Annotated in this window: 13 protein-coding genes; 11 read left to right on the forward strand and 2 right to left on the reverse strand. The window is 72.4% G+C overall.

Going from position 1 to position 15,252, the window contains the following annotated elements:
* Positions 1–74 precede the first annotated feature (74 nt).
* The 7 genes from ACWCSD_RS15260 to ACWCSD_RS15290 are packed head-to-tail and all read left to right on the forward strand — an operon-like array spanning position 75 to position 8,187.
* Positions 75–1,208 (forward strand): aminotransferase class V-fold PLP-dependent enzyme, encoded by a 1,134-nt coding sequence (locus ACWCSD_RS15260; protein WP_449915398.1) that lies wholly within the window; start codon positions 75–77, stop codon positions 1,206–1,208.
* Positions 1,205–2,515: an ABC transporter substrate-binding protein gene (locus ACWCSD_RS15265; RefSeq protein ID WP_397166088.1), complete on the forward strand. Its 1,311-nt coding sequence runs from the start codon at positions 1,205–1,207 to the stop codon at positions 2,513–2,515. Before ACWCSD_RS15260 ends, ACWCSD_RS15265 begins: the two co-directional genes overlap by 4 nt.
* A complete protein-coding gene (locus ACWCSD_RS15270) occupies positions 2,512–3,381 on the forward strand; it encodes a carbohydrate ABC transporter permease (protein ID WP_352352043.1) in 870 nt (289 codons plus the stop codon). The genes ACWCSD_RS15265 and ACWCSD_RS15270 overlap by 4 nt, the downstream gene beginning before the upstream one ends.
* Positions 3,378–4,187, forward strand: a complete 810-nt coding sequence (locus ACWCSD_RS15275; RefSeq protein ID WP_352352042.1) for a carbohydrate ABC transporter permease — start codon at positions 3,378–3,380, stop codon at positions 4,185–4,187. Before ACWCSD_RS15270 ends, ACWCSD_RS15275 begins: the two co-directional genes overlap by 4 nt.
* Positions 4,188–4,189: 2 nt before the next feature.
* Positions 4,190–5,833, forward strand: a complete 1,644-nt coding sequence (locus ACWCSD_RS15280) for a glycoside hydrolase family 36 protein (protein WP_449915401.1) — start codon at positions 4,190–4,192, stop codon at positions 5,831–5,833.
* Positions 5,834–6,850, forward strand: a complete 1,017-nt coding sequence (locus ACWCSD_RS15285; RefSeq protein ID WP_449915404.1) for a LacI family DNA-binding transcriptional regulator — start codon at positions 5,834–5,836, stop codon at positions 6,848–6,850. It begins immediately after the preceding gene.
* Positions 6,847–8,187 (forward strand): hypothetical protein, encoded by a 1,341-nt coding sequence (locus ACWCSD_RS15290; RefSeq protein WP_397166085.1) that lies wholly within the window; start codon positions 6,847–6,849, stop codon positions 8,185–8,187. The genes ACWCSD_RS15285 and ACWCSD_RS15290 overlap by 4 nt, the downstream gene beginning before the upstream one ends.
* A gap of 46 nt (positions 8,188–8,233) precedes the next feature.
* On the opposite strand, the gene ACWCSD_RS15295 is transcribed toward ACWCSD_RS15290, so the two are convergent.
* On the reverse strand, positions 8,234–8,854 hold the full coding sequence (locus ACWCSD_RS15295) for an L-threonylcarbamoyladenylate synthase (protein ID WP_449915407.1): 621 nt from the start codon (positions 8,852–8,854) through the stop codon (positions 8,234–8,236).
* 83 nt (positions 8,855–8,937) lie between these two features.
* Entirely contained in the window at positions 8,938–9,702 is a 765-nt protein-coding gene (locus ACWCSD_RS15300; protein ID WP_449915409.1) for a hypothetical protein, read from the reverse strand.
* 236 nt (positions 9,703–9,938) lie between these two features.
* Here ACWCSD_RS15300 and ACWCSD_RS15305 point away from each other — a divergent pair, with 236 nt between their 5' ends.
* From ACWCSD_RS15305 to ACWCSD_RS15320, 4 genes are all read left to right on the forward strand, one after another.
* Positions 9,939–10,565, forward strand: a complete 627-nt coding sequence (locus tag ACWCSD_RS15305) for a hypothetical protein (protein WP_397166081.1) — start codon at positions 9,939–9,941, stop codon at positions 10,563–10,565.
* A gap of 136 nt (positions 10,566–10,701) precedes the next feature.
* Positions 10,702–12,411, forward strand: a complete 1,710-nt coding sequence (locus ACWCSD_RS15310; RefSeq protein WP_397166079.1) for an ATP-binding protein — start codon at positions 10,702–10,704, stop codon at positions 12,409–12,411.
* A gap of 10 nt (positions 12,412–12,421) precedes the next feature.
* Positions 12,422–13,561: an exonuclease SbcCD subunit D gene (locus ACWCSD_RS15315; RefSeq protein WP_449915413.1), complete on the forward strand. Its 1,140-nt coding sequence runs from the start codon at positions 12,422–12,424 to the stop codon at positions 13,559–13,561.
* The coding region (locus tag ACWCSD_RS15320) for an AAA family ATPase (protein ID WP_449915416.1) at positions 13,561–15,252 on the forward strand (1,692 nt) is incomplete at its 3' end. The genes ACWCSD_RS15315 and ACWCSD_RS15320, both read left to right, overlap by 1 nt.

The following is a 15,252-nucleotide window of genomic DNA, read 5'->3' on the forward strand; positions in this document are numbered from 1 at the left end:
ATCGCTGAGCCCTGTTATCCCCGGTCAGCCGCACACTCCCCACTTCGTCATGCCTGGATGAGCCGTCAGAGGATATGAACGTTCAAATTTTCGCGGAGCCACCCGGCTACCTCGACTTCGCCCGGCTGGGGCCGCTCTCCAGCGCGGTCGCGGCGGTTCTGGCCGAGTCGGCCCGCCGCCGCGTCGGCGACATGCCGCTGGCCTGGTTCGAGGAGCAGGCGGCGCGGACACGCTCGGCCGCGGCGCGGCTGCTGCGGGCGGCCGAGCACGAAGTGGCGTTCCTCTCCTCCACCAGCCACGGGCTGTTCGCCGCCGCCGCCGCGCTGCCCGGCGAGGGCGTGGTGCTGGTGCCCCGCGGTGAGTTCCCCGCGAACGTCTACCCCTGGCTGCGGTTCGAGGGGCGCGGCGGGCTCCGGGTGCGGTGGATCGACGAAGTGCGCCTCACCCCGCAGGTGCTGGCCGAGCACCTGGACGCGTCGGTGCGGGCGCTCGCGGTCAGCGCGGTCGACGCGCTCACCGGCTACCCGGCGCCGCTGGGCGCGCTGAAGGAGGTGCTCGGGCCGGGACGCGTGCTGGTCGTGGACGCGATCCAGGGGCTGGGCGCCGTGCCGCTGGAGGTGGAGGCCGCCGACGTGCTGGTCTGCGGCGGGCAGAAGTGGCTGCGCGCCGGATGGGGGGCGGCTCTCTTCCTGGCCCGCGACCGCGTCGCCGGGCTGATGGCACCAGGGCTCGGCGGATGGTCGGGGGTCGAGGGCCCACTGGCGGGGCCCGCGCCCCGGCCGCCGCTCGCGGGAGCGGCCGCGCACACGATGACCAATCCCGACTATTCCGGCGTCGCCGCCCTGGGCGTCGCGATCGAGCTGGTCCTGGAGGCCGGCGTCGCGGAGATCGGCCGCAGGACGGCCGACCGGCTGGGCGAGCTGCTCGACACGGCCCGCGCCGCCGGGGCGCGGGTGCTGCTGGACGCGCCCGCCGGCGGACCGGCGCCGCCCGGCGCCGGACGTGGCGCCGCGGAGTGGAGCGGGATCGGGTCCTTCACGATGCCCGGCCGGGAGCCGGCGGCCGTCCATGCCGCGCTGAGCGCCGCCGGGCTCACCACGACTCTGCGGGGCGAGTGGATCCGTCTCTCGCCCCACGCCACCACCTCGGGCGAGGCCGTACAGCGTCTGGCCGCCGCCCTGCACCCCCCGAGAAAGGAATCGTCATGAACCGACCTGCCGTCATGGTCGTCTCCGCGACTCTCGCCCTGGCCGTCACGGCCTGCGGCGGCGGGGGCGGGAGCGACCAGAGGTCCACCGGTCCCGTGAAGATCACGGTCTGGAGCTGGAAGCCCGCCTCCGACGGGCTGGCCTCGGTGGCCAAGGACTTCGAGCAGGCGAACCCCGGCATCAAGGTCGACGTCCAGGTGGTCGGGAACCCCGCGATCTGGGAGAAGATCACGGTGGGGCTGGCCGCGGGAGGCAAGGGCCTGGGGGACGTCCTGCACATCGGCATCGACTACCTGCCCGGATACATGGAGAAGTTCCCCGGCGGGCTGGCGGACCTGAGCGAGCTGGGCGCCGACAAGTACAAGGACGCCTTCGCCAAGGGCCTGTGGCCGACGGTCACCGGCAAGGACGGCAAGGCGTACGCGATGCCGTGGGAGGTCAACCCGGTCGGGTTCTTCTACCGTTCGGACCTGTTCGACAAGGCAGGCATCGACTCCGCGGCGATCAGGACCTGGGACGACGCGATCGAGGCGGGCAAGAAGCTCAAGGAGAGGACGGGCGCCTATCTGATCGGCCTGAACAAGCCGGCGGCCGGCAGCGTGGACATGGACCTCTTCCAGTCGCTGCTGCAGCAGCAGGGCGCCTTCTACTTCGACCGTCAGGGAGCGGTCACGCTCTCCTCGGCGCCCGCCGTGCAGGCGATGACCCTGATCAAGAAGATGAACGACGCCGGGATCGTCGCCGACACCTCCGGCGAGGGGACGCGGAAGAAGCTGATCAGCCAGGGCAAGGTGGCGGTGCTGCCGTGGGCGGCCTGGGGGGTCGGCTACATCCCCGAGACGTGGCCGGAGCAGAAGGGGCTCTGGCGCGTCATGCAGCCGCCGGCCGTCGTGCCGGGCGGCAAGCGCACCGCGATCGTCAACTCCACGTACCTGTCGGTCTCCGGGACCAGCCCGCACAAGGCGGAGGCGTTCAAGTTCCTTGAGTACGCGCTGACCAGGCCCGAGGTCATCAACAAGATGTTCAAGGACGGCGGGGTCTTCCCCGCTCTGAACGCCGCCTACGCCGACCCGCGGTTCGCCGCCGGCACGGACTACTACGGCGGGCAGCCCGCGCTCAAGACCTTCGTGGACGCGCTGGGCGAGGGCGCGGACGCCACCTACTACTCCGGCGACTACGCCCGCGCGCTGAAGATCGCCAGTGACGCGCAGACCCAGGTCCTGCTGAAGGGCGCCGACCCGGCCGCCGCGCTGAGCCAGGCGGCCCAGCAGCTGTCCCAGCAGTCCGGCAGGAAGCTCGCGGGATGACCGCCCGCCTGCTCACCAGGAGAAACGTTCCGTACTTCCTGGTGCTGCCCGCGCTGCTCGGCTTCGTCTGCTTCAAGGCCTATCCGATCCTGGCGGCGGCCTACATCAGCCTGACGACCGGCGCCGGGGCGGCGCGTTCCTTCGCCGGACTGGACAACTACGTCAGGCTGGTGAACGACCCGCTGTTCTGGACGTCGTTGTGGAACACCGCGCTGATCCTCGTCGTCCAGGTCCCGATCATGCTGATCCTCGCGCTGCTGCTGGCGCTGGGCCTCAACTCCAAGCTCGTACGGCTGCGCGCCCTGTGGCGGCTCGGCGTCTTCATGCCCTCGCTGACCGGCCTGGTCGCCTACGGCGTGATGTTCTCGGTGATCCTCAGCAAGGACTCCGGCCTGCTCAACTGGCTGCTCGGCCTCTTCGGCGTCAGCCCGATCGACTGGCTGGGCAGCCCCTTCTGGGCGCGAATCGCCATCGTCATCGCGCTGACCTGGCACTACTGCGGCTACAACGCGGTGATCTACCTGGCCGGGCTGCAGAGCATCGCGAAGGAGCTGTACGAGGCGGCGATGGTCGACGGCGCGGGAGCGGTCCGCCGCTTCTGGTCGATCACCGTCCCGCAACTGCGGCCGATCCTGCTGCTGACGATCGTGCTGTCGGCGATCGGCACGCTGCAACTGTTCGACGAGCCGTTCGTGCTCACCGGCGGCGGCCCGGACAACTCCACCCTGACGATCTCCCTCTACCTGTACCAGAACGGCTTCCGCTACTTCGACTTCGGTTACGCCTCGGCGATCGCCTACGCGCTCACGCTGATCGTGGCCGGCTTCGGGCTGGTGCAGCTCAAGCTCACCGGAGGCAGGAAATGAAGGGCTGGCTGCTGACCTTCGCGCTCGCCGCGTGCTTCGCCCTGTGCGTCGGCCCGTTCTACTGGCTGACCATGGCGGCCACGCACGCCAACGCCGACATCTTCGGCGCCACGCCCACGTTCTCGCCGGGCGACCAGCTCGGAGCGAACACCGCGAAGCTGGAGGAGTCCATCGGCCTGCTCCGCGTGCTGGGGAACACGCTGCTCGTGGCGGCCGTCCAGACGTCGATCGCGCTGGTCGTGGCGTTGCTGGCGGGCTACGCGTTCGCCAAGTTCGAGTTCCGCGGCAGGAACGCCTTCTTCGTCCTGCTGCTGTCGACGCTGGTGATCCCGGGCGGCGTCACCATCATCCCGATCTTCGAGATGATGAACGACCTCGGGCTGATCGACACCTTCCCGGCGCTCATCCTGCCGAACCTGACCGTCCCGTTCGGGATCTTCCTCATCCGGCAGTCGCTGCAGGCCGTGCCCGACGAGTTGCTCGACGCGGCGCGCGTGGACGGGGCGGGCGAGCTCAGGGTGCTGTGGCGGGTGGTGGTGCCGGTCATGCGGCCCGCGCTCGCGGCGCTGGCGGTCTTCCTGTTCCTCGGCGCGTGGAACGACTTCCTGTGGCCGCTGATCGCGCTGCGCACACCTGAGATGTTCACCCTGCCGGTCGCGCTGGCCACCCTCCAGGGGCTGGCCAGGACCGACTTCGGCCAGGTCATGGTGGGCACCGCGATCTCCGCGCTGCCCATGATGATCCTCTTCCTCATCCTCCAGAAACAGTTCATCTCCGGCCTGCTGGCCGGGGCCACGAAAGGTTGACCATGCAGATCTGGGAGCCGCACGCCCTCGGGGAGACGACCGTCGTCCGCGCGGGCGAGGTCGAGGTGGCGATAGCCGGTACGGAGGCGATCACGGTCACCCCGATCGCGCCGGACGTCTGGCTGATCGACGCCCCCGAAGGGACCGCGGCGCAGTGGAGACTGCCGTGCGTCGACGCCGCGGCCTTCTGGACGCCGGGCTCGGGCACCCGCTGGATCCCGCCGATCTGGAGCTCTCCGGCGGCGGCCGGGCTGGTCTCCGGCGCGCCCGTCGTCAGCCTTGTCGGCACGGCGGGGGCCAACCTGTGCACGGTGGCCCTGGCCTCGGTGACCGGCAGCTTCACCGGCGGCGTGATCGAGGAGACCGGCGAGTTCGTCTTCACCGCGCAGAACGAGGGGCTGCGGATCCGGCTGGACCTGTCGGACCGGCAGTTCTCCGCGGCGCTGACCGAGGTCGCCGGATGGTGGCAGGAGGGCCGCGACCTGCCGCCCACGCCGCTTCAGGCCCGGCTGCCCGTGTACTCGACCTGGTACAGCATGCACCAGGAGGTCTCGCGGGAGTCGGTGGAGCTCCAGGCCCGCCTGGCGAAGGAGCTGGGCTGCGCCACGATGATCGTGGACGACGGGTGGCAGACGGCCGACCGGTCGCGGGGGTACGCCTTCTGCGGCGACTGGGAGCCCAACATCCCCGACATCCGGCAGCACATCCAGCGGGTCCAGAGCGACGGCATGGCCTACCTGCTGTGGTACGCGCTGCCGTTCGTGGGCAAGCACAACGCCGCGTTCGAGCGTTTCGAGGGGAAGTTCCTGCGCTACCTCGACCACATGGACGCGGCCGTCCTCGACCCGCGTCACCCCGAGGTGCGCGCGTTCCTCGTCGACAAGCTGGCGCGAGCGGTGGAGGAGTGGGGCGCGGACGGCCTGAAGATCGACTTCGTCGACCGGTTCGGCACCGACGAAGGGGTGGCGGAGCTGCTGAGCGAGCTCGACGTCAGGCTCCGGGCGGCGAAGCCGGACGTGCTGATCGAGCACCGCCAGCCGTACACGAGCCCGGGGCTGTGGCCGTACGCGAACATGGTCAGGGCGGTGGACTGCCCGCTCAGCCCGCAGGAGAACCGGCAGCGGACGATCGACCTGCGGCTGACCGCCGGACCTCAGGCCGTGCACTCGGACATGATCCTCTGGCATCCGGACGAGTCCGCCGAGCAGGTCGCGGTACACCTGATCAACGTGCTCTTCTCGGTGCCGCAGATCTCCGTGGACCTGGCGGCCCAGCGGCCCGACCAGCTCGCCGCCATCCGGTTCTGGCTGGGCGTCTTCCGGCGCCACCTCGCCACGCTGCAGCTCGGCGTGCTGGAACCGCACGGGGTCGAGCACGGATACCCGCTGGTGCGGGCCTACAGTGAGGAGAGCGAGGTCGTGGCCCGGTACGCTGCCCTGCCTGTGGACGTGCCGGAGATCGCGGAGCTGCTCGTGGCCAACGCCGCCCCCGACACCCGCGTCGTCCTGTACGGGCGGGGTGTCGCGACGGCCGAGGTCCGCGACTGCGGCGGGCGGCTCGTGAGCGAGAGCGAGCTGCGCTTCACCTCCGGCGCGAGCGTGGTCGAGGTACCCGTGGGGGGCCTGCTGACGGTGAGGAGAGACTGAGTGGCGGCACGCCGTGGGATCACCATCGAGGACGTCGCCCGCGCGGCGGGCGTGTCCCGTCAGACGATCTCCAACGCGCTCAACGCCCCCCAGCGGCTCAAGCCGGAGACGCTGGAACGGGTGACCCGGCTGATCGAGGAGCTCGGCTACCGGCCCGACCAGTCGGCGCGCAGCCTCAAGTCGGGCACCAGGCGCATCATCGCCTACCCGACGCCGGTGGACGACCCCGCCAACCCCAACCCGCTGATGGGCGGGTTCCTGGAGGCCGTGGTGGCCTCGGCCGGTGAGGTCGGCTACCGGATCCTGCTGCTGCGGCCGCGTCCGGGCCAGAGTCAGGAGCAGGCGCTGGACGAGGTGATCGCGGCCCGCACCGTGGACGCCTTCCTGCTGTCGGACGTGATGCGTGACGACCCCAGAGTCGCGCACCTGACCGCGGCGGGGTTCCCGTTCGCCGCGTTCGGCAGGACGATGCCGGACCAGCCGCAGTCGTGGGTGGACGTCGACAGCGTTCAGGCGGTCATCGAGCTGGTCGGGCTGCTGGCCGCCAGGGGGCATCGGCGCGTGGCCTTCCTGGCCTCCGTCGGCGCGCAACCGTGGATGGAGGACCGCAGAGACGGCTTCCGCGCCGGCGTCCGCAGGCACGGCCTGGTGGGGCAGGAGTTCTCCGCGCCGGGCGACGGCCCCGCGGAGCTCGTCACGGTCACCCGTGAGCTGCTGCGCGGCCGCAACCGCCCGACGGCCGTCGTGGCCGCCGGTGACTGGCTCGCGCTCGGCGTCTACGCCGCGGCCAGGGAGGAGGGCATCGAGATCGGCGCCGACCTCGCCCTGGCCGCCTTCGACGACCTTCCCCTCACCGCGTTCCTCCATCCCGCCCTGACCACGGTACGGCTGCCGCTCCAGCGCATCGCGCGGGCGCTGATCGGCCGTCTGATCCAGGCGGTGGAGGACGGCGCGACCCCTCAGGCGGGGCTGCTGCTGCCCGGGGAACTGGTGATCCGTCCCAGCATCGGCCCATGATGCGCATCGGCTCGGCCAGCTCCGAGCTGGTCGCGATGTTCGAGTGGGCCCGGGCGAAGGCGCTGCGCCTGCGGCACGAGGCCGGCTCGCAGGGCCCCGTCGACGTCGACGAGCACCGCCCCGCGGGGACGGGACAGAGCCGCTACCTGCCCTCCTACTGGGCGGGTTACGCACACCGCAGCGGCTTCTACGCCCGCGACTTCGCCCACCAGATCGTCGGCGCGCACCTGCTCGGCATGGCCGAGGCCAACCTCACCATGCTGCGCTGCTTCGCCGCCTCGGCCACCCCCGAGCACGGCTTCCACCCGGTGTGGGCGTTCAACTTCGACGGCTCCTACCTGTCCATCGACTACCGCGGCCCCGACTCCTTCGTCCGCGAGCTGCCCGCGGTGTACGAGCTGGTGGAGAAGGCCGGGACCGCCTACCGATGGACCTGGGACCGCGCCTACGTCGAGGATCCCGTGCTGTGGTCCTACTACCGCAACGCGGTGACGGAGGTCGTGCCGCGTGCCACCGGAAGGGGCATCTTCCAGGGCGTGGCCAGCTACAACGAGCTGGCCGGCGAGCACCTGGCGGAGGCGGGGGACTCCGTCGGCTCCCGGTACCAGGCATACCTGGCGATGAGCGCCCTGAGCCGGGCCCGCGGCCTGGACGGCGAGGACTTCGCCCGCCGGGCCGCCGAGCTGAGGCGACACTTCAACGAGGTCTGGAGCGTCGGCGAGAACCCCGCGGACCTGGTGCGCGGCTACACCGTGGACGGCGCCCCCGTCACCGGATGGGGCTGCGAGAACAGCTGGTTCATGCCGCTCAAGGACCTCATCGAGCCAGGTCCGCGCAACGAGGCCTACCTCGACTTCATCGACGGCCAAGCCGCCGGCCCCGAGCGTCCCCGCAACATCGAGGCCTACACGTACCTGCCCGACACCTTCTTCCGCCACGACAGGAACGCGGCCGCCTGGCGCTGGATGCGGCACGTCTTCGACCGGCGTGCGGAACCGCACGTCGCGGGCGGGCTCAACGGCGACTACCCGGAGGTGTCCTTCACTCTCGTCAGCCAGGTCGTCGAGGGCCTGCTCGGCGTCACACCCGAGGTGAACGCCGTGACCACGCTGTCCCGCCTGCCCGACGACATCGCCTGGGCCGAGGTCTCGGGCATCCCCTTGGGCGACGGCACGATCACCGTCCGGCACGACGGCAGGACCGCCACCACGCTCACCAACACCTCCAGCGACACCGCCTACCGCTGGGAGGCCCGCTTCCCGGACGCCCCCGCCGTGGTCACGCAGGTCGCGCCGGGACAGAGCGCCCTGGTCACCGCTCCCGGCCGTCCAGGGTGAGAGCGGGCTCGGCCGGCCTCCCGAAGGGGTGGCCGGCCGGGCGGGCCTATTCGAAGAGGGACGGGTCTCCGGTGCCGCGACGAAGGATCTCGGGCTCGTCCTGTGAGAGGTCCACGACGGTCGTCGGCGTGGCGCCGCATTCGCCCGAATCGATGACGGCGTCCACCATGTGGTCGAGGCTCTCCTTGATCTCCCAGCCCTGCGTCGAGGGCTCGGTCTCGCCGGGCAGGATCAGCGTGCTCGACACCAGCGGTTCGCCGAGCTCGGCCAGCAGCGCCTGGGTGACGACGTGATCGGGGATCCGGACGCCGACGGTCTTCTTCCGGGGATGCAGCAACCGCCGCGGCACCTCCTTGGTCGCCGGCAGGATGAACGTGTACCCGCCCGGGGTCGCCGCCTTGACCAGCCGGAACACCGCGTTGCTCACATGAACGAACTGACCGAACTGCGCGAAGTCCTTGCAGACCAGGGTGAAGTGATGATCGCTGCCGAGGTGCCGGATCTCCCTGATCCGGTCGAGGCCGTCCTTGTTGCCCAGCCGGCACCCCAGCGCGTAGCACGAGTCCGTCGGGTAGGCGATCAGCCCGTCGGCGTGCAGGGTCTCGACCACCTGGCCGATCAGGCGAGGCTGGGGGTTGTCAGGGTGCACGTCGAAGTACTTGGCCACGCATCGGATCATAGGAGCACGTACCTCCACGCATGACACGTGGCCCGGCCCGTACGGCCGAGTCACGTACCGGCGCGGATCGTCTACGGGCGGGACGGGCGGCGCAGGCGTAAGCCGGTGAGGGCGGCGGCGAGGACCAGCGAGCCGGCCAGCACCAGCGCCCGCCCGTCGGGGCCCGCCTCGCCCCCGCCGCCGGTGTTCGCGCCGCCCGTCGGCGTGGCGGTGGGCGTGTCCTCGGCGGTCTCGTCCGGGGGCGTGGCCTCCGTGTCCGAGGTGTCCGGGGTGTCCGAGGTGTCCGGGGTGCTCGGGGCGTCCGGGCTCGGGGCGGTGCCGGCGGCGGTGACGGTCAGGGGGTACGACGCCGGCGCGTCCTTGTCCTGGAGTTCGCACTCGATCAGGCGTTTCTGCGGGGTCGGCCCGAAGTTCACCGACGCGGGCCGGACCGTGCCCGTTCCCGGCTCCCGGGGCGTGGTCCGCAGCTCGACCGTGTCCCGGGGGAGGGGGATGACCGCCCCGGGGACGATCAGGCCGGGGCTGCCGACGCCCGTCGCCGAGGTCAGCCGGTCGATCCCGCTGACGGCGGCGTAGGCGTAGAGGCTGACCTGGCCGTCCAGGCCGGTGGCGGGGGCGCGGAGCTCGGCGCCCTCGACGTACGAGCCGCGCCAGCCGATGGTCATCTGCCGGCCCGCGGGGGCGGTGGCGGGCACGGTGAGCTTGATGTCCATCTTGACGATCTGCGTCTCGCTCGTACCGGTGGTCTTGCACGTGTACGCCGCCACCGTGCCGCTCTCTGGCGCGGGCGTGGCGAACAGCAGGACGGCCAAGGGCAGGATCAGTGGCAGGCGCACGACGTTTTCCCTTTGCGACGGATGTGACACAGAAGGGACGGCGGGCGGATGCGACAGGTTGACCGGACCGTCCACATCCGGACAACACGTGCTGTGCGGAGCCGGTTCTGTGCCGGTTCTGTCGGACCCGGGTGGTATCCATGGCTCCCATCAAGATGATCACGCTGGACGGCGGAGGCCCCGGGCTCTCGTGGAGAACGCGCAACTGAAGGTAATCGGTCTGCAACAATTCGTGCATGGCGATGTTGCGGTCAGTCAATGGCCTGCCCCACCACGGGTGCGGCGAGCTCGGGCGGGTGGCTCACGGCGCGCTGACCGGCCCCTCGGAGTCGGCCGGGTGGCCGAGGCTGTTCCTCGGCTACAACACCCTCCCCGACCCGCCGTTCCCGCTGGTCGGCTACCTGCAGTACGAGCTGGCTCCGCCGGCGGGCGAGCTCGACCTGCCCGCGCTGCTGCGCACGATGGCCGAGTCGATGCGGGCCCAGCCCGTGCCGCCCGAGACGGCCTTCGACGAGTCGCGGCGGCGGGTGGCGACGGCGATGCGGGTCGACGCGATGGTGGTCGTCGCCCCCGCGCCTGCCCTCGCGCCCGCGGAGGGCCAGGCCGCGTGGCGACCTCCGGCGCACCGGGAGGGGCCGCGCAGGCCCGCCGCGGCGCACCGGGACGGCGCGTGGGAGCCGGCCGCGGCCCTGGCGGTCGACCGGGCGGGCGCGCGGGTGCTGCTGGTGGCCGGGCGGAGCGCCGAGGGCGGCCGCATCGGGCCGAGACAGTCGGCCGGGCGGCCCGACGCCACGCTGGCCGGCCTGCTGGGCGAGGTTCTCGACGCCCAGTTCGCCTGGACCAAGGCGGCCTTCGCGCTCTGACGCGGCGCGGCGAAGGCGGCAATGAGCCGGACGCATCCCCGGCCCCCGACTACTCTCCTTTGGAAGGGCATGTCTGGTGGTGGAGGGATTCGTGACGGTCAACGGGGCTGCGAGCCGCGAGGCGTCTCCTGCGGCGATGGCGACCGGTGAGGCGGTCGGCCGGGTCCTGGGCACCCAGGCCGCCTCGCCGCTGTCGTTCTGGGTCGGCCTGGAGCCCGGCAAGGTGCTCCAGCTCGACGACGTCGTGGTCACCAGGCGCGACGTGCCCGGCCACGGCCCGGTGCTGGTCGCCGGCGTGGTGACCACGGTCGAGGCCAGGCACGAGGGCGCCGCCTACGACTCCGACGTGTTCCTCATCGCCGAGGGCGCGCTGCCCGCCGCCGTGGTCGAGGTGGCCGAGGTGCGGGTGACCAGGGTCGAGCCCGAGGTGTTCGTGCCGCCGCTGCCGGGCGCCAAGGTCTTCCTGGCCGGGGCCGGCGACCGCGACCAGGCGCTCTACTTCGACGTGATGGACCGCCGGGTGCCCATGGGCATGGGCCGCGACGGCCTGCCGCTCTACGTCAACTTCGACTTCCTCGACGGCACCCGCGGCGCGCACGTGTCGATCTCCGGCGTCTCCGGCGTGGCCACCAAGACGTCCTTCGCCACGTTCCTGCTCTACTCGATCTTCAACTCGGGCGTGCTCGACGCCGAGTCGGCCAACACCAAGGCGCTGATCTTCTCCGTCAAGGGCGAGGACCTGCTCTTCCTCGACCACGACAACGTGCGCCTCGACGAGCAGGCGCGGGCCGCGTACGCCCGGCTCGGGCTGCCCGCCCAGCCGTTCGGCAGCGTGCACGTGTTCGCGCCGCCGCGGCCCGGCGACCCCAACGGCGTGCCGCACGTGTCCGCCCGCACCCAGGGCGTCAGCTCGTTCTACTGGACGCTGGTCGAGCTGTGCGAGGAGGAGCTGCTGCGGTTCGTCTTCGCCGACGCCGACGACGAGCGCGCCGGCTACTCCCTGCTGGTGGGCCAGGTGGCGGCCCGGCTGAAGTCCTGGGCCGAGCCGGTCGGCGACGGCGGCGCGGTCATGATCAGGGGAACCGCCTGCCGCACCTTCGGCGACCTGGTCGAGCTGCTGTCCGACCAGTTGCAGGACGAGGCCACCCGCATCGAGTGGACCGGCGCCCAGACCCCGCTCGGCACGGTCAACGCCTTCCTGCGCAGGCTGCGCAGCGCGGTCAAGCCGCTGTCCCCGATCGTCCGCGGCGACCTGCCGTTCTTCCGGGCCCACTCGGTGCGCACGTCCGACGCCCAGGTCACCATCGTCGACCTGCACAACCTGCCCGAACGCGCCCAGCGGTTCGTGGTGGGCGTGGTGCTGCGCGGCGAGTTCCACCGCAAGGAGACCTCGGGCACGGCCAAGCCGCTGCTGTTCGTGGTGCTCGACGAGCTGAACAAGTACGCGCCGCGCGAGGGCGACTCGCCGATCAAGGAGATCCTGCTCGACGTGGCCGAGCGCGGCCGGTCGCTCGGCGTGATCCTCATCGGCGCCCAGCAGACCGCCTCCGAGGTCGAGCGCCGCATCGTCTCCAACAGCGCCGTACGCGTCGCCGGTCGCCTCGACCCGGCCGAGGCCGCCCGCTCCGAGTACGGCTGGCTGCCCCCGGCCGTCAGGGAACGCGCCACGATCGCCAAACCGGGCACCATGTTCGTCGCCCAGCCGGAGATCCCGGTGCCGCTGGCCGTCGCCTTCCCGTTCCCCGCCTGGGCGACCCGGCCGGCCGAGGCGGCCTCGCGGGTCAGCCCGTCGGCCGATCCGTTCCAGGGGTTGCCGGGCGTCGAAGACGACATTCCGCCGTTCTGAAGGGAGCTCGGTGAAATTCCTGCACACCGCGGACTGGCACGTGGGCAAGGTGCTCAAGGGCCGCTCCCGCATGGACGAGCACCGGGCCGTGCTGCGCGAGCTGGTCGCGGCGGCCCGCACCCACGACGTCGACGCGGTCGTGGTGGCCGGCGACCTGTTCGACACCTCGGCGCCGACGCCGGAGGCCCAGTCGCTGGTGCTCAACGCGCTCATGGCGCTGCGCGGCGACGGCCGTGACGTGGTGGTGCTGGCCGGCAACCACGACAACCCGCAGCTCTTCGAGGTCTACCGGCCGGTGCTCGGCAAGCTCGGCATGCACGTGGTGGGCGTCTTCCGCCGCCCCGACGCGGGCGGCACGCTGGCCTTCACCGCGCGCTCGGGGGAGCCGGTGCGGCTGGGCGTGCTGCCGTTCCTGTCCCACCGCTATGTCGTACGCGCCGCGGAGGTGCTCACCGGCACCACCGCCGACCACAACCGCGACTACGCCACCCGCATCTCCGAGCTGGTCGGCGCGCTGACCGCGGGCTTCCAGAGCGACACCGTCAACCTGGTCACCACGCACGGCACCCTGCCGGGCGGCGCGTTCGGCGGCGGCGAGCGCGAGGCCCAGTCGATCTTCTCCTACTACTTCGAGTCCAACGCCTTCCCGGTCTCCACCCAGTACGCCGCGCTCGGCCACCTGCACCGCAGGCAGCAGATCCCCGGCCCGTGCCCGATCTGGTACAGCGGCTCGCCGCTGGCCGTCGACTTCGGCGAGGAGGGCAACACGCCGGGCGCGCTGCTGGTGGAGGTCACGCCGGGGCGGCCCGCGGTGGTGCGGGAGCTGACGTTCGCCTCGGCCCGCCGGCTGCGCACGGTGCGCGGCACGCTGGAGCAGCTGGAGGGCCTGGAGGCGGGCGACGACTGGCTCAAGGTGATCGTGGAGGAGAAGCCCCGGGTCGGCCTGTCCGACCAGGTGCGTGACCTGCTGCCCGGCTCGGTCGACGTCGTCCTCGACGAGCGGTTCCGGCCGGTGCCCGCGGTGCGCCGGGCCGGGTCGGCCGCGCGCAGCCCGCGCGAGCTGTTCCGCGAGTACCTGACCGCGACCGGCCGCCACGACGACCAGGTCGCCGCCCTGTTCGACCGGCTCTACGACGAGGTGACCGGCTGATGCGTCCCCTGCTGCTGCATCTCGACCACTTCGGCAGTTTCCGCGAGCCGGCCACCGTCGACTTCTCCGACACCGAGTACTTCGCCCTGGTCGGCCCGACCGGCGCCGGCAAGAGCACGATCATCGACGCCATCTGCTTCGCCCTGTACGGCACCGTCCCGCGCTGGGGCAAGGAGAACGTCATCGCCCACGCCCTGGCCCCGTCGGCGAGCTCGGGCAAGGTGGCGCTGGTCTTCGAGAGCGACCGGCGGCGCTACGGCGTGGTGCGCTCGCTGGTCCGCGACGCCAAGGGGACCGTCCGCACCAAAGAGGCCAGGATCGACGAGCTCGACCCGGCGGCGCCGCTCGACGCGGCGTACGAGATGGTGCTGAAACCGCTGGCCGAGGGCGAGAACGTCACGCCCGAGGTGCAGCGGGTGACCGGCCTGGAGTACAAGTTCTTCACCCAGTGCGTGGTGCTGCCGCAGGGCCGGTTCGCCGAGTTCCTGCACGCCGCGCCGCGCGAGCGCCAGGACCTGCTGGTGCAGCTCCTCGACGCCGACGTCTACGAGCTGATCAGGCAGCGGGCCGCCCGCGACGAGGAGGCCGCGCGCAACGCCGCCGCCTTCGCCCGCGACCAGCTCGCCAAGCTGGCCGGCGCGTCCGACGAGGCCGAACGCGAGCTGGCCGACCGGCTGGCCGCGCTGCGGCGGCTGGCCGGCACCATCGACGCCGACCTCGACCTGCTGCGCTCCCGCGAGGCCGACATCGGGCGGGCCGAGCAGGAACGCGCGTCCGTGGCCGAGCGGCAGTCGGCGCTGGCCGCGCTGCGCATGCCGCCCGCGGTGCCGACGCTGGCCTCGGCCCGCCGCGAGGCCGCCGACGCGGTCGCCGCGCTGGAGACCGAGGCGGCCTCCGTGGAGGCCGACGAGCACGAGGCGTTCGAGGCGCTGGCCGCGCTGGGCGACCGCGCCGAGCCGGTGGCCGCGCTGGCCGCCCTCGACGCCCGCGAGCGCCTCACCGCCCAGGCCGCCGACGCCCGCAGGGCGGCGGCCGAGGCCGCCACGGCGCTGGAACGCCTCACCCCCGCGGTCGCCGACGCCGAACGCGCCCTGACCGACGCCGAGCACGAGCGCGAACGGCTGCGCGACGCCCACACCGCGGCAGGTCTGAGCCACCGGCTGGCCGTGGGGGAGCCGTGCCCGCTCTGCCTGCGCCCGCTCACCGAGCTGCCCCACCACGACCGGCCCGCCGATCTCGGCGCCGCCGACCGCGCCCTGGCAGCCGCCCGCGACCACGCGACCCGTGGCCGGGCGGCCCTGGCCAAGGCCGAGACGTCGGCGTCCATGCTGGCCACGCAGTCGGGCAGGCTCGACGCCGAGCTGGCCGCGCTGCCCGCCCCCGGCGACCGCAACGAGATCGAAGGCCGCCTGGCCGCCATCGCCAAGGCCGAGGCCCTGGCCACCGAGGCCCGTACGGCCATGCGCAACACGCGCAAGAAGCTCGAACGCGCCCGTACCGCCGCCGAACAGGTCGAACGGCAGGCCGAGAGCGCCTGGCAGACCCTCGCGGCCACCCGCGACCGGCTGCTCGTGCTCGCGCCCTCCGGCGAGGCCCCGCCGCCGCTCGCCCGCGACGACCTCCACCGCGCCTGGACCGAGCTGCTCGGCTGGCGCGACCGGGCCGCCGAGGCCGCCCGCGCCGCCCTGACC

Source organism: Nonomuraea sp. NPDC001684 (genome assembly GCF_053596515.1).